The sequence below is a fragment of the Bacillus sp. AY3-1 genome (assembly GCF_008368785.1).
Lineage (GTDB): Bacteria > Bacillota > Bacilli > Bacillales > Bacillaceae_G > Bacillus_A > Bacillus_A wiedmannii.
Window position 1 is genome coordinate 39072 of record NZ_QORZ01000009.1, and the last position, 18982, is coordinate 58053.

Here is an 18982-nt window from a genome sequence, read left to right on the forward strand (position 1 = left end):
CAAATGAATTGGAGATTAAAACATTTGATATCCGCTTTTCCGAAGTTTCTTAATGACAATTCCGGCTAAAGCAGCACCTACTAATCCAGTAGATAGAATAAACACATCTGCCTGCCCTAAATGCGATACACTTGTCCCAAATGAAGAGAATGTTTCTTTCGGCTTTGAAAAATAATCCCACACACTCGCCTTATTAATAATAAGTATACAAACAATCGGATATACAATAACCATTACCCATGTCGCTCGCAATATCATGTTGAGTAAAAATCCAATTCCAAAAAACAAAATGAAAAATAACATCATTGAAATAAGTAGTACTGGTATACTCACTCTTTCTCCCTCTCCTTCGCATGCGCCGTAAATACATGATAGGCTGTATAACCAAATTGCTCTCCTGGATCTAATGTTTTGTTCATCTCAAGATGTAGTTCTGATCTTCCTTCAAACAAATATTTGATAAGTAGAGACGTATTTGGATCGTCCGCAATCTTATCTGGATGTAAAAATGCTACTTCAGACAATTCCTTCTCCTGTACAATAATGTTTTCTCTTTCAGGCTCCAAAAGGAAAATAATCATATTATCACTAATCTCATTGCGAATCACGCCCGATCGAACACCAATGATCCCCTTCACATGAGCGACGATACCTGTCTCTTCTAACACTTCACGTTTCACAGCTTCATCAACCGTCTCACCTTCATTTACAAAACCAGCCGGCAAAGACCATTTCCCCTTTAATCCACTGTATTTTTTCTTAACGAACAGCCACCTGCCATCTTTTGTAGCTACTAAGCCACCAACAGCTAGCCATACTTTCCCTCGCTTCTCCATGATGTAATACCCTCCTCTACTAGAACGGACAGAATATTCTTTCTTTTTTTATATATTATACTATATTTTTAAAATGAAAAAAGCAGAAACAGCTCTTAGCCGTTTCTGCTTTTTCTATTATATATTAAAAGAACTTTAATTTACCTTTTTTAAGAACTAATAAAGGTCCACCTAATAAGAATAGGTAACGGTTATCGATAACTTTCTTCATGAAGGAAGCTTTCCAACCTGTTAACTTTTTGCCCATAACAACGCCCATTGCATCGTCATGACCTAAAGAACATACAGATCCTTTATTGTCGAATGCGAATTTTTTCATTTCGCCTTTACCACGAACTAACACAGTTAAGTTGTGTGCAATGTTGTAACCTTCTTGAATTGCGATTTGTGCCGTTGGTGGGTATGGACGATTAATTTCTTCGTTAATGATTAACGCTGCGTCACCAACCATAAATACATCTTCGTATCCTGGAGCGTGCATGTACTCATCAACTTTTACACGTCCGCGCATTGCTTCAAAGCCAGACTCTTCTACAATACCGTTACCACGAACACCCGCAGCCCAAACTACTGTTTCAGACTTAATTAATTCAGTATCATCGCCGTTTGCAACGATAATACCTTCTTCAGTTGCTTCTTTAATTGCTGTACCGATGCGGAATTCTACACCTTTTTTCTCAAGTTGTTTTACAGCGTATTCTACTAATGCCGGATCGAAACCTGGAAGTGCTGTTGGAGCAGCTTCTACACAGATAATACGTGCTTTTTCACGTGGTACATTGTACTCTTTGCAAAGTTCAGGAACACGGTTTGCAAGCTCACCTACGTACTCGATACCAGTAAATCCAGCACCACCAACAACGATTGTTACTAACTCATCGCGTTGTTCAGTTGCATATTTAGCGAAACTAGCTTCCATATGCTCACGAATTTCACGAGTTGCATTAATGTTAGCGATTGAGAATGCATGCTCTTTTAACCCTGTAATTCCGAATGTTTCTGATTCGAAACCAAGACCGATTACTAAGTAGTCATACTCTAACTCGCCGTCTTTTAAGATAATGCGTTTTTCAGCAGCTTTAATTTCTACTACTGTATCTTGTACAAAGTTCACTTTATTTGTATCAATAACGTCTTGAATATCTAGACAGATTTTTTCATCTTGTAATGTACCAGCTGCGCTCTCGTGTAACCAAGTCGCTTGGTAGTGATAGCTGTTGTTGTTTACTAACGTAATTTCAGCTTCATTTACAGATAATGCTTTTTGCAGACGAACAGTCGTAATCATCCCGCCATAACCTGCACCTAAAACTACGATTTTTGGAGTCTTCACCAAATCACAACCCTTTTCTTTATATAATAGTAATGAAAAATAATACCAAGTACTAAAAACTCTATTTGTCAAGAATGTGGAATTTATCACATTCTATATCATAACAAAACGCAGTCAAAAAATCGTACGAATTTTGTCATAGAAATTTAACATAATACTTCCCTATATTAGTCGGTTTTATTCCAGAATTCAAGCGTCTGGCGAATTATCAATATTTTAAAATAACATAGCGTTTTCAAGGGTTTTTCAACCTTTTTTTCATGTATTTTCCTTTCACCATATTTTATACAATTAAAAAAGCATCTATGCGAAAACTTACACACAATTCAGTCGTTTTCAGAAGTATTATGAACTCAAGTATGCTATCATTTATTTGAAAGTGTCATCATTTGCAGGATTTTCATGTACATATGAACAATATATGAAATCAATATCAAAATTCCATCTATAGGGGGAATGAAAGTGGCAGAAAATCAAAAAGTTTATGACATAACAATTATTGGTGGTGGTCCAACAGGACTGTTCACAGCATTTTATGGCGGCATGAGACAAGCAAGTGTAAAAATAATTGAAAGCTTACCTCAACTTGGAGGACAATTATCCGCACTCTACCCTGAAAAATACATTTATGATGTAGCTGGATTCCCGAAAGTGCGTGCACAAGAGTTAGTCGATAACTTAAAAGAGCAAATGAAGAAATTTGACCCAACCGTTTGTTTAGAAGAAGCTGTTGATACGCTTGAGAAACAAGCTGACGGTATATTTAAACTTGTTACGAATAAGCAAACTCACTATTCTAAATCAGTTATTATTACTGCTGGCAATGGTGCTTTCCAACCACGCCGCTTAGAATTAGAAGGTACAACAAAGTACGAAAAGAAAAACTTACATTATTTCGTTGATGATATGAATAAATTTGCTGGTAAGCGCGTCGTAGTATTTGGCGGCGGCGACTCAGCTGTTGATTGGACAATGATGTTAGAGCCGATCGCTGAAAAAGTTACAATCGTTCATCGCCGTGATAAATTCCGTGCACATGAACATAGCGTAGAAAGCTTAATGAATTCTCGTGCAGAAGTAAGCACACCGTACATACCAGTAGAACTCATTGGTGATGACAACATTGAACAAGTCGTTCTTCAGCATGTAAAAACAGAAGAAAAAATTATCATCGATGTGGATGATGTCATCGTAAACTACGGCTTCGTTTCCTCTCTTGGCCCAATCAAAAACTGGGGCTTAGATATACAAAAAAACAGCATTCTCGTGAATTCGAAAATGGAAACAAATATTCCTGGCATTTACGCTGCTGGTGACATTTGTACATATGAAGGAAAAGTAAAACTCATTGCTTGCGGCTTCGGTGAAGCACCAACAGCAGTAAACAATGCAAAAGCTTACTTCGATCCAAACGCAAAACTTCAACCGATGCACAGCTCTAGTATGTTTTAATATAGAAATGAAAAGAACTCCTTTTACGTGAAGGAGTTCTTTTGTTATTGTGCTACCGTATCCTTCCAAAATATGTTACAATAAATAAGAACAAACGTTCTATTTGATGAGGGGGATATTTTAAAATGAAAGAACCTATTATAGTAAAAAAAGAAGCTTTCCAAGCAATCGGCGTTTCGATTACGACGACAAATGAAAAAGAGGCATCTACTGAAGGAAAAATTCCAGGGCTCTGGAACCAATACTTCCAAGAACAAATGATGCATCACATCCCAAATCAACAAACGAAAGAAACATTCGCTTTCTACTCAAATTACGAATCAGATGAAACTGGTACATATCAATTTACAATCGGTATGCCCGTTTCTTCATTAGAAGACGTTCCTGAAAATATGACAATTTTAACAATACCTGCCGCTACGTATGCGGTATTTACAACGAGAAAGGGACCAGTTGCTGAAGTCGTTTGTGAGGCTTGGGAATATATTTGGAAATGGTCAAAAGAAAACAAACGTGCTTTTACAACAGACTTTGAGCTTTATGATGAAAAAGCAACAGATCCAAACAACGTACAATTAGATATTTATATTGCATTAGCCTGAACGACAAAAAAGAAGATACTATCTTCTTTTTTGTTATTTAATTATAATGCATTAGCCTGAACGACAAAAAAGAAGATACCCTTTGGTATCTTCTTTTTTGTCGTTAAATAGCCACTGTGCAAACCCAACATTATTGTCTACAATGAGAAAGTGCAGTATAGAAATATTAGAAACTGTATAAAACGATTGTTAATAGGTTTTTTAGTTTAAATTTGTCACATAGAAAGGAAGCAATATGGAGGAACTACAACAAAATAAATCTGCTTTAAAAGAAAATGCGAAACCATTATTAAAAAATACGAATTTCCTTTTCCTTTGGGCAGCTACTCTTTTTTCAAGTTTTGCTTTAGCCTTTTTTACTTTTTCACAAACGTGGTACATAGCAAAAACATTAAACCTTGAGGCTTCACTCGGTGTTGTTTTCGTAGCTCTTAGTGTTCCAAGGCTTATTTTTATGATTATCGGCGGTGCTGTAGCTGATAAATTCCCGAAAAAAAACATTATGTTTTATTCTAATATTATTCGTGCTATTCTTGTCGCAACCATTCTTACATGGTTCATCGTAGGTGATGTAACACTATATACATTTGCTTTATTCGCTTTATTCTTTGGGCTTGCTGATGCTTTTTTCTGGTCAGCTGATGGATCTATCTTACCTGAACTTGTAGAAAAAAGCCGTTTAACACAAGCAAATTCACTTACACAAATGTCAAACCAAGCATCGGTCATCTTAGGTCCTGTACTTGGCGGAATTCTTATCAAATTTACGAACTATGAAACGATCTTTTCGATCACGATTTTATTACTGATCGTCGCAGCCATACTCGTTCAAAAAATACAATTTACGATGCCAGAACAGCAAAATACAGACAAAGGCATGTTCACTTCTATTAAAGAAGGCATCTTATATGTAAAGGAATCACCATTCCTTTCAACCTTCCTTATTTGTAGTGCCTTTTTAAACTTATTTTTAATCGGTCCGATGCAAGTCGGTTTCCCGCTTTTCGTTAAAAATGTTCTGCACGGTGACTCGCTTCAGTTTAGTTACTTAGAAGCATCTGTAGGAGGCGGAATGGCGATAGGCGCTGTCATTGTCGGTTTAAAAAATATTAATCGCAGACGCGGTCTATTTTGCATTATCATGATGCTACTGTCTGGTGTATTCTTCTTATCCATCAACTTTAGCACCGTACTTTGGCAAGCATTATTAGCTGGCATGTTTTACGGTATTACAATTGCAATGGCTATCGTTCCGCTTATGGCGATGATTCAATCGACAGTAAAAGAAGAAATGATGGGACGCGTAATGAGTTTACTTATGCTCTCATCAATGGGCTTTATCCCGCTTTCTTATGCATTCACATCAATCGCACTTGCAATAGGAATTCCAATCGTAACCGTTATGCAAAGCGGTGCAATCGCCGTTATCGTCTTCGTACTCTTTGTAGCGGTTCGTGTTCCAGTTGTAAGAAAATTTGATTAACTACTTGGTGTAGCTTTTGAAAAAAGTCTGATTATTTATAATAAAGATCGATAATTTATAATAAAGTTTGATTAAAAATCCTGTGTTGATATGCAGGATTTTTTCTTGTTCCACAAACGGGCCATTTTCTTGAGTAACATTTTAATGAAAATAATTATGGAGCAAAAAAATTGTGAAGATTTTCCCTTAAACTAAAGGGTTGTAAAGGGGGAAATCTAAATGGTTGTAAATGCTCAAACAAACAGTAATTCGGTAATTTCTTTAAACCTTGGTATTATTTAGATCCTAATACCATTTATCGGTTTTTTTGGTGGTTTAGGAGTTGTAGTTGCTAGAAAAGCGACAAAAGAAATTGTAGAAAAAAACCAAAGTGTTAGTGGATTAGCTACTTCCGGTTTAATTTGTAGTGTGGTGGGAATTATCATTCAAATCTTTTTAGTACTCAGTATTCTCGTTTTCTATTCTTTAAGAATTGTAGGATATCTTATTAAACTAAAGGGCCAGTCCTGCCATGGTTTGGGCGTTCAAAGCGTCGCAAACCATGAATAGGATTGGCTTACTATGGGGAGTAGTTTAGTGTTTTATTAATAATTTCTATTTTTTGCCACATGAAGAAATTCCTTAACCGCAGGAGAAGCATTTGCAATTGATTGACAGGCAAGTGCTACTTCACGGCTGTTCTCAATATTTAGTGTGCTGATTTTTATGTTTTGCTGTGTCTTTAAAAATAATTCTGGACCTATCGTAACGCCAAGTCCTTCCTGTACCATATTAGCAATCGTTGTACAGTCGTGTACTTCAAAAAGAATAGATGGTTTAATTTGCGCTTCTGCAAATAATTCCTCAACATGTGATTGGTACATCCCTGTTGGCATAATCAAGGATTCATACATTAAATCATTCATTTCTACTATTTCTTTAGAATGAAATTGATGATCAGGGTGATAAGCGACTACCATCTTGTCTTTAATCAAAGGAACCAAATCGAAATTTGGGTTTGATTTTCCTTTTACTACAAATCCAATGTCAATAATGCCTGAACCTAACCATTCCGTAATCTCTTCATAGGTTCCTTCGTAAAATTTAAATTCTATTTTAGGATGCTTTTTCCGGAATTTTGCAAGTAATTTAGGCAATAAGCAGGCAGAAGCACTTGCAAAAGTGCCGATACGAATAATACCTGTTTCCAAGCTTGTCATAAGCGCAATTTCTTGATTAATGACTTCCACTCTTTTCAATATTTCTCTAATATGCGGCAGAATTTTTTGTCCTATATCTGTAAGTGTTATTCCTTTTTTTCGATCACGAATTAATAAAGAAACTCCCCATTCAGATTCTAAACTCGCAACTGCATGACTCACGGCAGATTGGGTCATATTTAATGTTTCAGCAGTTTCTGTAAAGCTTCCTAGCTCAACCACTTTTGCAATGATTTCGTAGCGCACAATAGTCATGAGTAATTACTCATCTCCTTTATTAAAAACATCAATTTTACTTATGTTAACATGGAACATAAAATAAAAACAGTAGTTCAAATATAAGGAGATGTACAAATTGAAAAATAATATGAATCAACTAATCATCATACTTTTAGCTTTAGGGGCTTTTGTAACAGGAACAGCAGAGTTTGTTGTTTCTGGAATTTTAGAACTGATTTCTTTTGAATTAGATATTTCAATTTCAATGGCTGGTCAGTTGATTACGATTTATTCTTTATCTTATGCTATTGGAGCTTTGATCTTGGTCATGCTAACGTCTAAATTGAATCGTAAAAAAGTACTTTTATATGCTATCTCTATATTTATTCTAGGGAATCTAGTTGCATTTTTTAGCTATAATTTTGTCTTTCTTATGTTATCCAGAGTCATTATGGCGATGAGTGGAGGGTTATACATTGTTGTTGCCACCAATTATGCTGCGCAAATTGCAGTTCCAGAAAAAAGAGGTAGTGCTATGGCAACAGTCATTACAGGTTTCACTGTTTCATTAGTACTTGGAGTACCTATCGGAACATTTTTAGCTGGACATTTTGATTGGCACTATATTTTCTTAATCATTGCGCTTGGCACAGTTTTTTTAATAATAGGACTTTACAAATTATTACCATCAATAAAAGGAAACCAACCGCTGCCATTTACACAACAGCTACAAATTATGAAAGATAAACGAGTCCTTACTGGTTTAATGACAACGATCTTTTGGATTTTAGGATATACGATGGTGTTCGCCTACATTGCTCCATTATTAAGTCATACTGCTGGTTTTTCTATAGAAATGACAAGTATCGCTTTATTTGTTTTAGGCACTTTTGCTTTTATTGGCTCACGCTTTGGAGGATATGCGGTAGACAGATGGGGACCTAATCGAACGATTTCATTAAGTTTATGTGTTCATATCATCTCTTTATTTGTACTAACATTTACACAGTATAGGGCAGTCGGTGTATTTATCACACTAGCTTGTTGGGGAGTAGCAACTTGGACAACGACACCAGCAAAGCAGTTTTATCTGATTTCACTAAAACCACAATCCTCTGAAACAGTACTCAGTTTTAATACCGCCTTAATGAATGTTGGAATGATGCTAGGTTCTGCATTAGGAGGAATCATTATTCAGTATACAAATATAGTGAATTTAAGCTGGATTGGAGGATTATTCGGTATACTTGCACTTATTTTTATCAGATATTCTTTCTATTTAAATGGGAATTTTATGAACAATCACCAATTTTAAGGATAAAAATACTCTCCAATACCAGCATTTCAAAAACTTGTTGAAGGTTTTGAAATGGGAAATCATCACCCACCTTTGCAGTTGTGAAGGGAGAGGAAATGTATATTAGAACGAACGTACCGAATATCAAGTTCGCTTTGCATTTAACGCCTTTTGTATTGAAGAAGAGAACTAGGAAACTTTCATTAGAGTATGACTAATGAGTATAGGATTTGATAAATATTTTAGTTATTCCATTAAAGTGCGCGATTGTGGAAGATCACAGGCATAAAATAATCAAACTTTTTTATAAAAGATCTATACTAATTCACAAGAGAAGAATCCGTTTTGATCAATCTTTTTTCAAAACGGATTCCTTTTATTTAACGTAAAATACGAGTTTGAAAGGTAATTTTGATCAAACACTATTTTAAAGCCACACTTGGAGTCATGTGTTATACGCATGGCTCTTTTTTAAACGGATCAAATAACGGTATCCCCTTACTTCTTCTCACAGCTGCTCCCCATTCTAATCCAACCTCTAAAAATAGATCCCGCACTGTACTGTATAAAAGAGCCTTAACATTTTTACGGATTTCCCCGTATTTATACGCTCTCACAACACTCTTTACTCACCAAATGAAATTTCCATACACTTCTTCATCAGCTAATATTTGCTCCAGTAACACACCTTGCTCTAGTAACCCGCTCTTTTTATATGCAAGTTCCACCTTACTCCAAAATATATTAATCTTCTTCGGATTACTCGTCATCGGTACAAGTGCGTATATAAAAGGCTTCGGTATATCGTGGCGGCAATACGTCTCATCAAGTTCGTACGTTTCTTTTCTATTCTCTTTTATTTGTGGAATGTTTTTAGAAAGAATTGTTTCCCCCTTATTTTTTTGCACATTTTTACTACAGCCAGCTGCACGATCCTCACTTTCACATGCGGACATTTTCATACGGTCATCCATGCGGTCAATTGCAGATATAAGAAATACATATAAGTTCGCACTATACCCGCCGCGTTTATGTCTTTCTTTTGTCGCAACACGCTTTATAATTCCTAGTTCCTCTAACTTTGCAATTGAGCGGCGTACTGTACGAATACTCTTTCCAACATTTGTAGCAATCGTCTCCATTAACGGACAAGCAACGCCCACTGTTTTCTGTTTCTCATTCACTGCATACTTTCCTAAAAAATGAATAATGGTAGCATCCGTTTTATTTAATTCAAATCGATAGTACTTTAAAACTTCTTTTTGATATGTATTAAACTCTTCTTTACTTCGAAATTCACTGTATGGTTTCATTAGATTATATAAGCTTCCCATTTTTATCACCTCATTTATAGGTAAGAAGCGGGAAGAGAAATTGGCGTGATATTTAATATTTTTTAGTGGAGATGAAAATATGATTGTAATTAGCGCTTGTTTAGGTGGTATCGCTTGTCGGTATGATGGAAACGACAATCTCGTTTCAAAAATAGAGGAGCTACTCCAACAAGAAGATACAGTCCTCATTTGTCCTGAAGTATTAGGAGGATTACCAACGCCTCGTCCTTCAGCTGAAATTATTGGTGGGAATGGCGATGATGTTTTAGATGGAAAAGCGAAAGTGATGACAAAAGACGGTGAAGATGTTACAGACGCTTTCGTGAGCGGTGCTTATAAAGCTCTAGAAAAAATGAAAGATTTACATCCAGAATATATTATTTTAAAGGAACGCAGTCCATCTTGTGGTAGCTCTACAATTTACACTGGAGAATTTAACGGGAATAAACAAACTGGTTACGGGGTAACAACTGCTTTATTCAAAAGACACGGATTTAAAGTCATTTCAGAAGAGGATTTTGAGAAAGAGAAAAGGAATTGACCCTGTTCGTCAATTCCTTTTTCTTTCTTATTTCGCATCTAATTTTTCTTTCACTTTCGTAGGAAGCTCGTCTTTCTTCACTTCTTCCCAAGCTGTTACACCTTTTTTATCTGAGTGATATACACGTAAGAATGCATCTTTACGTAAGTTTTTTTGTGCAGTAAATTCTAATTCTTTCTCTTTACCTTCTTTATCAAATCCAGTTAACTTATATTCGTAATTTTTATACGGCTCACCATTATCAGATTTACCATTATACTCTTTTCCATCTACTGTAATTTGAACATAATACTCATCTTTACCCATACGATTTAAATCACAACCAACTAATAGGCTTGCAAATACAACTAAAATACTAAAAAGTGCAATATATCTTTTCATTTCCTTCACCTCATGTGTTTTTCTTATATTGTTATCTTAAAGCCTAAGCTTTAAAGAAGAAATTCAAAAACATGACATGAACATTACACTTTTGTAAGATAATAATTATTTCTTCACTTTAGAAACCGTCATCCCATCACCAATTGGAATAAGTACGGACTCTAAACTTGGATGAGTTGCTACTACTTCATTAAAATTCTTCATACACATAAACCAACCTCTAATTATGCAAAAGACAACAATCGTAAGAAAATAGATGAAAAATAATAATTCCTTACTCAACCAACTAGCGGTTTCGTTTTCAATATGTGAAAAGGGATTTCTAAATGATGAATTGAATATATATTTATTGTTTTCTAGCTTTTGAGGGGAGAAATAATATGAATCCTATTTTATTGGATGTTCCGTTACAAATAGAAACAGACAGACTCATTCTTCGAGCTCCACTTCAAGCTGGTGAAGGGGATATAGTACACGAAGCTATTAAAGATTCCATTAGTGAATTAAAGCAATGGCTGCTTTTATTCCAGTCAATTCCTACTGTTGAAGAAACGGAAATTCTCCTGAGAAATGCACATATAGATTTTTTGAAAAGAGAAAGCTTTCGCTATCTTATCTACCATAAGGAGACGAATGCTTTTATCGGAACTGCCAGCCTTCACGCAATTGATTGGAAAGTTTCTAAATGTGAAGTTGGATACTGGATTAACACGCAATTTAGTGGTCATGGATATATGACAGAAACAGTAAGTGCGTTAATAAACCTTGGATTTCAGTTATTCAAATTTAGAAGGATTGAAATACGATGTGAATGTAATAACAAGAAAAGTCGTGCGATTCCTGAAAAACTAGGTTTTGAGCTTGAAGGGACATTACGTAACGAAGATCTTTCAGCTGACGGCAAACAACTAACTGATACTTGCATCTATGCAAAGATAAATTAGATTTTAAAATTCGTTATGCAACATATCTTGAGAGTGGTTTTTAAATTTGGAAGGCGACGTTTTTAATTTTTGGCAACAAAAGAAAAGACCTCCTTAACGATTTTATTTCATCGCTAAAAAGGTCTTTTTCTATTTCTGCTAAAAGCTTAGCACTCTTCCGGCTTACCAGCATTCGTCGCCGTACGGAAAGATGATCCACATCCGCATGATGCGATTGCGTTTGGATTGTCGATTGTAAATTATACGGTCAGTTTATGTTAGACTAATACGCAGTAATATCAATACTCGTACCGATTTACTATGATTGTTTTCGTTCAATAAGGTTGTGTACATCACGCATTCTTAACGATGTACCTCGTTATCTACATTCTACCCAAACTTTTATGCAGATACAAGAGATATCTAATAAATGTGTATCAAATATCCATAAAAATGACAAACAAAATATAATTTATTCCACTTCTCTTTCTGCATTTTTATTAAGCCTCTCCATAAATCTACGATCAGCTTTTTCTAGAATCTTCTTTTCTATAGTAGACATCTTTTCAGGTGATTTCTTCTTTAATGCTAGGTACTCTGACAGTGAAATATGCCCTCTATAATATCTAATCTTTTTCTTTAATTTCACAATAGAATTTTTTCCAAGCTTAAATACTAAACCTGCTACTTTAGGTATAAGGTATACGACTAAACCGCTAACAATACCGCCGATGATTGCGACCATTAACGTGTCAAGTAACGTAATTTCTCGACTTTTTGATAAATATTCAATTAAATTATGTATTATAGTTTGCCCCTTTCTGTTAGTAAATCTACTAGTATTATTTTACCAAAATCCTCCCTATCAGAAAAAACAAATGACTTAAATATCCTCGCAATTAATTAACTTATCCCCCGTAAAACTATTTCTAATCGTCTTAAATTGCGAATCTCGGCGTACCCTTCCGCACTTATAGCCAAAAAAAGACGCAGATAATAAAATCCACGCCCCCTCTCGTAACTATTGCGCCTTATATTTCTCGAAGAACTCACGAAGCGCAATCTCTATAATGTCATCACGATTGATTCGAACCACATCTTCGAAGGTACCTAATTGCGAACATGTCCCCTTGTCGAGATTCACCGTCCTACTAACCTTTTCTTTCGATCCACCTTCCCTAACGCGCATATATAACGAATGAATTGGCTTTGTATTCTTCTGCGAATCACTAGGTTTCGAAATCTTTTCTTTTTGTTGTGAGATTGCATTAACGACATTTTGAGTCGTATCCCATCCGTTAATTATCTCCCGCAGCATGTTCACTTCATTTTTCGTTAAACCATCGTTTGGCATTTCCGATCGCGAATTATCAGTATCTACTATAAACTCTCTAATATCCGCATCCAAAGGTTGTTCACCTTTAGACGTAAAGTGCCAACCTAAACCGCGGTTATATTCGTAACCTGCTGCTTTCAGTGCCTTCGATAACTTCTTATGACTTATCCCAATTTCTTTTGCTACTATTAATACTCTCTTTTCTTTCAACATCTGTAATAACTCTTTTATATTCATAGTTGTTTCCCCCTTTTATGCCTCTCTTTCTATTATAATGTTTCGCAAATTGCGAAATAAATATAAATGCATAATTTCATATGAAATAAAAGAAAGACGGGGAATATCCCGTCAATCTTCGTTACTATATACCCCTTGCCCGAGCTTTTGATCGCTCCATTTGTTTTAATTCTGCCGCAATCCTTTCGATATCGTGATCGTCGCGTACGTTCATCTCTGCAATATGGAAATGATTCGTCACCGTCTTGTTATTCGAAGGCTTCGATTGATTTGATTGTCCATATGCCGCTGCCGTAGTCGGTCGATTCGCAGTACGAAGTAAGTTGAATAACCCCGCCTGTTGCGCTTGTGTTAGAACCATTTCATTTTTGAGTAGACGTACATCTACTTCGTCGAATTTCGGTCGATGTCCCGCAGCTAGTCCACGTGGATTACCGCCGTTATGATACTTCGGACGTTTCGTTACTTGCGATAGTGTACCGCCGTTGTGTCGCTTTTCAGCTCGTGAGAATGTTTCCGATACTGTGCACTGTGCGTGAGATAGATTCGAAGATACGAACATAGACGGGCTTTTCTTCGGGCTGATTCGCCTTGCTCTACGTATTTAGAGTTTGGCATTACTTTGCCCAGTCGCTTTAAGTCGTGCAATGCGAACGGTACAGTCGTTTCTGCTTTACGACCTTTCATGATCGATTTTACAGGCGTTTCACCGAACTGGTCGACCGTAACTTCCTGTACTGACGTAGATACGCCGAATGAAATACCTCCCTTAGTGATATCGAACTTTGCCACATCCGCGCCCTGATACGTGTAGATCTTCGTTAACTTCTTCGATTAATTCGAGTACACTATCGGGGATTAAACCCTCTAGCGATTGACCTACCGCACTTTTGACATTGTTTTCTTTAAACGTGAAAGAACCTACGCCCGTAACACTAAACGATGCGATCCCTTGCTGCTGCATTTTGTTCGTATCGTTATATACAATCGCTAAATATGCGCTGAATTCGTATATCGCATTATCGGGAATGACGCAGCCATCGAATTGCTTATGTAACGATCTACCTGCCGCATTCATAAGACGAACTTTCTTATCGTCGTCTGCGTCGTGCCAATCCTCACTCGAAATTACGAAGGTGTCGATATGTTCGTTTGCTGCTTCGATTCTATCCGTATATTTCGTCATTCTATCGCCATCCTTATACGAAAAAAACGACTAGAGCCGAAGCCCTAGCCGATCTATTTCGATTACTTTTATTTCTTAATTGCAAGTCCTACGATTTTAGCGTGTGCCGCTTCTTGTAGGAATTCTAACGTATATTCGCCGACTAACATCCCTTTCATGTAATCGCCTTTCTTACCTAAGTACTCATGACCGAATTCACGACCTACTAATGGGCGGATAGATAGGCGATTCGCATCTACTACGAAGATCTCGTCGCTTCGTAAGTTGTTGTTTAGAACGATTTCCGCGTTACCGAAGTCAGATACGAAGTGATCCACTACGTTTCCACGACCGTTATCTAAACGATCTAAGCGAACTAGCGCATTTTGGAAAGCTGAGATAGCGATTTTCTGATCCGCACCCACGATAATTTTGTAGTTACCGCCCGTATTAGATCCGCCTTTTTCGAAGATTAAGCGGAACGCTTCGGTTAGATGCTCGTCTGCAATTTCTGCGCCCTCCGCTTTGATAACGTTTGTTTGGATAAACGCACGTATGCCGCGCATCATACGTGTATTGCCTCTCTCATAGCGAATACCGTTAATAACCGCCTTTTCTAGTTGTAGCGCTAATTCTAGTTGTTTCTTTTGCTTCTCATATTCGAACGCATTATCTACGCCATATTGCGCGATCGCCTGCGCCGTACCTGTTAACTCGACTGTCTCGTCGAAAATCTGTGTTAAGTTAGAAACGCGCTTACGTGGTTTGTAACGGGTGTCACGAGCATCTGCGCCTTCATGACCTTCTACGAACATGAACTCTACTGTTTCCTCTGCTTCGTGTGCTTCCGCTTCCGTTTCCGCATATCCACGAACTACTGTTAACTTTTTAGCACCTGCATCGACCTTCGTTACTAAGATCAATTCGTCATCTATGCGAATAACCGCACCGAATCGGAACGCCTCGACGCTAGCGACTTTGATTTCTGTAGCTGATGCATCTAATGCCGCATTAAGTTTCGTTTCTTGCTCGAACATTTCATCTTCGAACCAAACGTGTTCGACGTTCGTAACTGCTTGTCCGAAGCCTACTAGATCTAGCATTGGCGTTTGTAGTGGATTAAGTAACAACATCTCATCCGTTACGCTTTCTTTGACGCCGATTAGTTCATTAGAATATGTTTTTACCATTTTTTATTTCCCCCTTAGAATTAGAAAAAAGTCACCTGATTAAACAGATGACTTTCCTTTTTGTTTTATTTATATTAATAGGCGATTTGCCTTTAAATATCGCTTATCCCTTGAATCTCGCAGGTATTTGTTTGTACTTCAAGATATTATTCCAATCGTTATCGTTCGGCGGTACGGGAATATCTCCGATACCTGCCACATTCTGCATAAGAGGACGAGCACCCTTTCGACTTCTAAAACGTTCGTTCATGAAGTCTACTGCCCACTTATTCTCGCTTTCGATTTGTAGGATTCCTACGACTGCTTCGAAATAATCTCGTAACCCTTGCTCCGCCTTCTGACGCAGTGGATCGACCTGCTCTTGCCGTAAGGCTGGTACGAAGCTATTCCGCCAATCACGAGCAAGGTCGTCGAGTGTGATCGTACCTGCTAAATTCGCCATCGCATAATCATTCGCCTTACTGTACTCGCCTTCGGTGACTTTCAACGCAGCCTGAGCCTTTTCGATATCGGCGAGCGCTGCCTTCTTTTGCGTCGCTACTTTTTCACCTGCGAATTCCTTTTGGAGAATCACTTCATACGCCTTTGTAGCAGACGTTACGGCATCTTTCGCAGTTTGTACCTTTTCTCGATAATTTGCGACAAACCCCTTCGCTTTATCGTTTTGTACTACGAATTCATCGTATAGTTTCCATTCCATCTTTGATCTCCCCTTTCGTATTTCCCTCTAGTAGTTCGATACACTTTCGCAGCAGCGAGATTAGTTTCATACGCCACTTCGGTATTGGATTTGTTTGTGTTATTTCATTCGGATCTTTCAGCTCGTATACATCGATTAAAGCGATTTGTGTACGCTCATCTTCGAAACATCTAAGCGTTTCGCTTGTATCTTCCTGTGTTCTATAGTGTCCCATGATATCGGGTGCATCTAAACACGCAAGATATATATCTTCTGTGCTTGTCCACATAGCAAAACTTGGAAAGTCTTCGCAGTTTAGGTACACGATCTCTCGTAATTTCTCGGCTAGTGGCTTCTCCTCTAAAGGTGATATGACTTGAGTCAGTAATGCGCCATCTCTATAAAGGCAAGCAACTAAGAAGGATTTACCCCGCAGCTCATGCAAGTTAGCCACAATTAACGGCTTCATATCAGTCGCCTTCTTTCGTTTTCATTCGTTTTTCCAAATCGTTTCCTATGGCGATCATGCTGCCGTCGAACGTTTGTAATAAAAATAGATTATGTTCGCCGATGATCTGCGTAAGAAGTTCAGCTTTCTCTGATGGTAACTTTTGATCGCCTGATATATAGCGTGATACGCTCGCCTGTGTCGTTCCTAATAGATTCGCTAGTTCGAATTGCGTAATCTGTGCGAGCTTTAGAATTAATACAAGTAATGACGCAGTATATGACGGTTGGTTGTGCATTGCATTTCGCCTCCTTGTTTCGTGTATTTTATACATGTGAGATTAAAAAAAGAGCGGGTAGGTAACCCCGCCAGTGTAATCGAGCTTATAAGAAGAGGTTAACGATTATTTACGCGCGTCAGGTCGTTATTTTTAATAAGACGTTTCCGCGCCAAGTGCGATATATTTGTTAATTTATCAATGTGCCATTACCGCAGATTGGGAATAATCTACGGCTGACACTACGAAAAGAGTAACTAAGGGGATGACAAGGAAGTCTTCTTCCTACTATATATGTAGTCCTGTTTAATATTTAATTGTATATTCTATACAAACTTTTTGTATTTCTTTTTATTGCCTCCAATTATTCTTTCTTATATTTTTTTCGTTCGTTTCGTAATCCTAGTTAAAGAGATCTTGTCCTTTATTTAGCGGGATTTCGATACCGCGAAGGATCGAATATATCAGGCGTTTTTATGCCCGCCGATCCTTTCAGCTTTCTAGGTACTGCAACCCAGTTCGGGCGCGCTTCCGTCTCTTTATTTACGATAATGTGATGCTCACCGTATTTTTGACGACCCTCGGCGATAACCTTAGATAATTCGCTTGTTCGTTGTGCTCTTGATTTATTTTTGATGTGTGTCATTTTCATTTCTCCCTTTTATTTGAAGTATTTTAGTTTTGTGTACATATTTATATCGATCAGTTGTCTAAGGCGATTTAAAATTCGCGGCACAATTTCGACGCCTGTCCCGCTCCTGCATTTCCTTCGCCCTCATTTCCGTGCTTCTCGTATAGATCCTTAATGAATAGCGCACCCTCTAGCGTAGCCTTTACGTGTCTATGCCCTTCCGCATATGTAACGATCTTGAAGTATTTCTCGTAACCTTTTTTATATAATCGAACACCGTCCGTCACACGCTTGTACAACACGTTTTGATCGATTAAGAATTGCGTGATTACCTTCGCTGATACGCCATTTAAATACGTCTTCCCTACGTTGCCATACGTTAACAGTCCCGATTGATCCGTTACGTAATCGAATTTATTCGCCTTTTCTTCGTACTTCGCCGCTGCTGCTTCCGCCTCTTTAATTCGTGAACTTTGAAACTCTGTATATTCTGCGATTGCTGCTGCACTCGATACGGGATCTTTTGCTTTTATCATCGCGAGTAGTAGCGCATCTTCTTGATCGATTGCCGACGTACGTTGTTGGTCTGTCGCAGCCTCTTCGATATCTAGTAACGTAGTACGAATCTTCTGTGCAATATCGCTATCTCTCAGTAACATTCCGATACGTAGAACAGATCTCTTAGGGAATAATAAGACTTGTGGTGTTTTTGGTGATAGGTCTTTATTTATGTTTGGTTCATCTTGAACTAGACATCTAATTTCATCTAAATCCTTTCTTTTATACAGGGTCATCCCATCGCTCTCTAATTCCGATCGGTGACGCTTAATGATAGTTCGAATAGCTTCGATTCCAGTTTCATAGTATTCCGCGATTTGTCGAGCCGTAGCTAGTTCCGTACCCTCTAATAGTAGTAATCCTTTAACCTTCGATAATACTTCGGTCTTTTTAATATATTCGTCACGCTGCACGACGTTTTTCGGATCTGTTAGATCGATAGATTCCGTGATTACTTCCGTATTTGACGGCGTTTTATCCGCAGTTTCCTCGATTTCTTTCACCGCATTAACGGGTACTGGTGTGAAAAACGTCGGTTTATTTGTACGCCCCTCAACTGTCGCCCACGCCGAACCGTTTCCCGCTGCTGCTGCATGATTAATTTCTAACAATCCCATATCTGACTCTTTAATTCTCGCGTTTGTAGTTTTCATTTTTATAGCCTCCATAATTTTTATTTTAGTGGTTTGTTATTTTCATAATCCCAGTTATCGAGATCCTTCATATCATTGAACTTAATTTCTAGCGAATCTTTTTCGTTTTTCTTGTACGAAGGGTACAATTTTCCTTCATCCGTTGTTTTCGAATTGATCGCAGTACAGTCCGCAGACAATTGGATTATTAGATCCGCCTCCTTTATTC

The 18982-nt window shown here is 37.6% G+C and carries 22 protein-coding genes and 2 pseudogenes; 6 read left to right on the plus strand and 18 right to left on the minus strand.

Annotation, left to right across the window (positions count from 1 at the left end; all coding sequences use genetic code 11):
• Positions 1 to 15 precede the first annotated feature (15 nt).
• The 3 genes from DN389_RS05435 to DN389_RS05445 all read right to left on the minus strand — a co-directional run bounded on the left by DN389_RS05435 (position 16) and on the right by DN389_RS05445 (position 2169).
• The gene (locus DN389_RS05435; protein ID WP_000027007.1) at positions 16 to 333 is read right to left on the minus strand and encodes a YuiB family protein; all 318 of its coding nucleotides are present in this window, start codon (positions 331 to 333) and stop codon (positions 16 to 18) included.
• Positions 330 to 836, minus strand: coding sequence for an NUDIX hydrolase (locus DN389_RS05440; RefSeq protein ID WP_149236886.1), 507 nt, complete (start codon positions 834 to 836; stop codon positions 330 to 332). Before DN389_RS05440 ends, DN389_RS05435 begins: the two co-directional genes overlap by 4 nt.
• 124 nt (positions 837 to 960) lie before the next feature.
• Positions 961 to 2169, minus strand: coding sequence for an NAD(P)/FAD-dependent oxidoreductase (locus DN389_RS05445; protein ID WP_000856607.1), 1209 nt, complete (start codon positions 2167 to 2169; stop codon positions 961 to 963).
• A 462-nt stretch (positions 2170 to 2631) separates the two neighbouring features.
• Between DN389_RS05445 and DN389_RS05450 the strand changes: the two genes are divergently transcribed.
• The 3 genes from DN389_RS05450 (at position 2632) to DN389_RS05460 (ending at position 5706) form a co-directional block, all read left to right on the plus strand.
• The gene (locus DN389_RS05450) at positions 2632 to 3621 is read left to right on the plus strand and encodes an NAD(P)/FAD-dependent oxidoreductase (RefSeq protein WP_046953594.1); all 990 of its coding nucleotides are present in this window, start codon (positions 2632 to 2634) and stop codon (positions 3619 to 3621) included.
• A gap of 125 nt (positions 3622 to 3746) precedes the next feature.
• The gene (locus DN389_RS05455; RefSeq protein ID WP_098189427.1) at positions 3747 to 4223 is read left to right on the plus strand and encodes a GyrI-like domain-containing protein; all 477 of its coding nucleotides are present in this window, start codon (positions 3747 to 3749) and stop codon (positions 4221 to 4223) included.
• A gap of 235 nt (positions 4224 to 4458) precedes the next feature.
• The gene (locus tag DN389_RS05460; RefSeq protein ID WP_149236887.1) at positions 4459 to 5706 is read left to right on the plus strand and encodes an MFS transporter; all 1248 of its coding nucleotides are present in this window, start codon (positions 4459 to 4461) and stop codon (positions 5704 to 5706) included.
• A gap of 584 nt (positions 5707 to 6290) precedes the next feature.
• Here DN389_RS05460 and DN389_RS05470 read toward each other — a convergent pair.
• Positions 6291 to 7160: a LysR family transcriptional regulator gene (locus tag DN389_RS05470; RefSeq protein ID WP_098802125.1), complete on the minus strand. Its 870-nt coding sequence runs from the start codon at positions 7158 to 7160 to the stop codon at positions 6291 to 6293.
• A gap of 91 nt (positions 7161 to 7251) precedes the next feature.
• On the opposite strand from DN389_RS05470, the gene DN389_RS05475 reads away from it, so the two are divergent.
• Positions 7252 to 8439: an MFS transporter gene (locus DN389_RS05475; RefSeq protein WP_098802126.1), complete on the plus strand. Its 1188-nt coding sequence runs from the start codon at positions 7252 to 7254 to the stop codon at positions 8437 to 8439.
• 434 nt (positions 8440 to 8873) lie between these two features.
• On the opposite strand, the pseudogene DN389_RS05480 reads toward DN389_RS05475, so the two are convergent.
• Positions 8874 to 9755, minus strand: a pseudogene (locus DN389_RS05480) (helix-turn-helix domain-containing protein).
• Positions 9756 to 9834: 79 nt separating this feature from the next.
• Between DN389_RS05480 and DN389_RS05485 the strand changes: the two are divergent.
• Positions 9835 to 10296 carry a 2-thiouracil desulfurase family protein gene (locus DN389_RS05485; RefSeq protein WP_098802127.1) on the plus strand — a complete coding sequence of 154 codons (462 nt, stop codon included), beginning with the start codon at positions 9835 to 9837 and terminating at the stop codon, positions 10294 to 10296.
• Between the two features lie 27 nt (positions 10297 to 10323).
• Here the strand turns inward: DN389_RS05485 and DN389_RS05490 are convergent, their stop codons facing one another.
• Positions 10324 to 10677, minus strand: coding sequence for a YxeA family protein (locus DN389_RS05490; RefSeq protein WP_149236888.1), 354 nt, complete (start codon positions 10675 to 10677; stop codon positions 10324 to 10326).
• A 105-nt stretch (positions 10678 to 10782) separates the two neighbouring features.
• On the minus strand, positions 10783 to 10887 hold the full coding sequence (locus tag DN389_RS05495; protein WP_149236889.1) for a methyltransferase: 105 nt from the start codon (positions 10885 to 10887) through the stop codon (positions 10783 to 10785).
• Between the two features lie 170 nt (positions 10888 to 11057).
• Between DN389_RS05495 and DN389_RS05505 the strand changes: the two genes are divergently transcribed.
• A complete protein-coding gene (locus tag DN389_RS05505; RefSeq protein ID WP_088123652.1) occupies positions 11058 to 11621 on the plus strand; it encodes a GNAT family N-acetyltransferase in 564 nt (187 codons plus the stop codon).
• A gap of 146 nt (positions 11622 to 11767) precedes the next feature.
• Here the strand turns inward: DN389_RS05505 and DN389_RS05510 are convergent.
• The 11 genes and pseudogenes from DN389_RS05510 to DN389_RS05565 form a co-directional block, all read right to left on the minus strand.
• Positions 11768 to 11860 (minus strand): annotated as a pseudogene (locus DN389_RS05510) (iron-sulfur cluster assembly accessory protein); the annotation flags it as partial.
• 212 nt (positions 11861 to 12072) lie between these two features.
• Positions 12073 to 12345 (minus strand): hypothetical protein, encoded by a 273-nt coding sequence (locus tag DN389_RS05515; protein WP_098706462.1) that lies wholly within the window; start codon positions 12343 to 12345, stop codon positions 12073 to 12075.
• 276 nt (positions 12346 to 12621) lie between these two features.
• Positions 12622 to 13173: a CopG family transcriptional regulator gene (locus DN389_RS05520; protein ID WP_149236890.1), complete on the minus strand. Its 552-nt coding sequence runs from the start codon at positions 13171 to 13173 to the stop codon at positions 12622 to 12624.
• A gap of 124 nt (positions 13174 to 13297) precedes the next feature.
• A complete protein-coding gene (locus DN389_RS05525) occupies positions 13298 to 13735 on the minus strand; it encodes a hypothetical protein (protein ID WP_149236891.1) in 438 nt (145 codons plus the stop codon).
• Between the two features lie 207 nt (positions 13736 to 13942).
• The gene (locus DN389_RS05535; protein WP_098706465.1) at positions 13943 to 14359 is read right to left on the minus strand and encodes a hypothetical protein; all 417 of its coding nucleotides are present in this window, start codon (positions 14357 to 14359) and stop codon (positions 13943 to 13945) included.
• Between the two features lie 68 nt (positions 14360 to 14427).
• Positions 14428 to 15528, minus strand: coding sequence for an SU10 major capsid protein (locus DN389_RS05540; RefSeq protein WP_098706466.1), 1101 nt, complete (start codon positions 15526 to 15528; stop codon positions 14428 to 14430).
• Between the two features lie 103 nt (positions 15529 to 15631).
• Complete coding sequence (locus DN389_RS05545; RefSeq protein ID WP_149236892.1) at positions 15632 to 16228, minus strand: hypothetical protein; 597 nt, start codon at positions 16226 to 16228, stop codon at positions 15632 to 15634.
• Entirely contained in the window at positions 16206 to 16661 is a 456-nt protein-coding gene (locus DN389_RS05550) for a hypothetical protein (RefSeq protein WP_255450657.1), read from the minus strand. The genes DN389_RS05545 and DN389_RS05550 overlap by 23 nt, the downstream gene beginning before the upstream one ends.
• A 16-nt stretch (positions 16662 to 16677) precedes the next feature.
• The gene (locus DN389_RS05555) at positions 16678 to 16953 is read right to left on the minus strand and encodes a transcriptional regulator (RefSeq protein ID WP_098706469.1); all 276 of its coding nucleotides are present in this window, start codon (positions 16951 to 16953) and stop codon (positions 16678 to 16680) included.
• Positions 16954 to 17356: 403 nt separating this feature from the next.
• Positions 17357 to 17578, minus strand: coding sequence for a DUF4148 domain-containing protein (locus tag DN389_RS05560; RefSeq protein ID WP_255450658.1), 222 nt, complete (start codon positions 17576 to 17578; stop codon positions 17357 to 17359).
• Between the two features lie 74 nt (positions 17579 to 17652).
• Positions 17653 to 18774, minus strand: coding sequence for a phage antirepressor KilAC domain-containing protein (locus tag DN389_RS05565; RefSeq protein ID WP_179955883.1), 1122 nt, complete (start codon positions 18772 to 18774; stop codon positions 17653 to 17655).
• Positions 18775 to 18982 lie beyond the last annotated feature (208 nt).

What these genes read in the sequence shown, in the direction of transcription:
- DN389_RS05470 (WP_098802125.1), bottom strand. Translation starts at nt 7,160, where the DNA reads ATGACTATTGTGCGCTACGAAATCATTGCAAAAGTGGTTGAGCTAGGA.
- DN389_RS05560 (WP_255450658.1), bottom strand. Translation starts at nt 17,578, where the DNA reads ATGACACACATCAAAAATAAATCAAGAGCACAACGAACAAGCGAATTA.
- DN389_RS05515 (WP_098706462.1), bottom strand. Translation starts at nt 12,345, where the DNA reads ATGGTCGCAATCATCGGCGGTATTGTTAGCGGTTTAGTCGTATACCTT.
- DN389_RS05440 (WP_149236886.1), bottom strand. Translation starts at nt 836, where the DNA reads ATGGAGAAGCGAGGGAAAGTATGGCTAGCTGTTGGTGGCTTAGTAGCT.
- DN389_RS05475 (WP_098802126.1), top strand. Translation starts at nt 7,252, where the DNA reads ATGTACAAATTGAAAAATAATATGAATCAACTAATCATCATACTTTTA.
- DN389_RS05460 (WP_149236887.1), top strand. Translation starts at nt 4,459, where the DNA reads ATGGAGGAACTACAACAAAATAAATCTGCTTTAAAAGAAAATGCGAAA.
- DN389_RS05540 (WP_098706466.1), bottom strand. Translation starts at nt 15,528, where the DNA reads ATGGTAAAAACATATTCTAATGAACTAATCGGCGTCAAAGAAAGCGTA.
- DN389_RS05490 (WP_149236888.1), bottom strand. Translation starts at nt 10,677, where the DNA reads ATGAAAAGATATATTGCACTTTTTAGTATTTTAGTTGTATTTGCAAGC.
- DN389_RS05495 (WP_149236889.1), bottom strand. Translation starts at nt 10,887, where the DNA reads ATGTGTATGAAGAATTTTAATGAAGTAGTAGCAACTCATCCAAGTTTA.
- DN389_RS05545 (WP_149236892.1), bottom strand. Translation starts at nt 16,228, where the DNA reads ATGGAATGGAAACTATACGATGAATTCGTAGTACAAAACGATAAAGCG.
- DN389_RS05565 (WP_179955883.1), bottom strand. Translation starts at nt 18,774, where the DNA reads ATGAAAACTACAAACGCGAGAATTAAAGAGTCAGATATGGGATTGTTA.
- DN389_RS05455 (WP_098189427.1), top strand. Translation starts at nt 3,747, where the DNA reads ATGAAAGAACCTATTATAGTAAAAAAAGAAGCTTTCCAAGCAATCGGC.
- DN389_RS05505 (WP_088123652.1), top strand. Translation starts at nt 11,058, where the DNA reads ATGAATCCTATTTTATTGGATGTTCCGTTACAAATAGAAACAGACAGA.
- DN389_RS05555 (WP_098706469.1), bottom strand. Translation starts at nt 16,953, where the DNA reads ATGCACAACCAACCGTCATATACTGCGTCATTACTTGTATTAATTCTA.
- DN389_RS05520 (WP_149236890.1), bottom strand. Translation starts at nt 13,173, where the DNA reads ATGAATATAAAAGAGTTATTACAGATGTTGAAAGAAAAGAGAGTATTA.
- DN389_RS05525 (WP_149236891.1), bottom strand. Translation starts at nt 13,735, where the DNA reads ATGTTCGTATCTTCGAATCTATCTCACGCACAGTGCACAGTATCGGAA.
- DN389_RS05485 (WP_098802127.1), top strand. Translation starts at nt 9,835, where the DNA reads ATGATTGTAATTAGCGCTTGTTTAGGTGGTATCGCTTGTCGGTATGAT.
- DN389_RS05535 (WP_098706465.1), bottom strand. Translation starts at nt 14,359, where the DNA reads ATGACGAAATATACGGATAGAATCGAAGCAGCAAACGAACATATCGAC.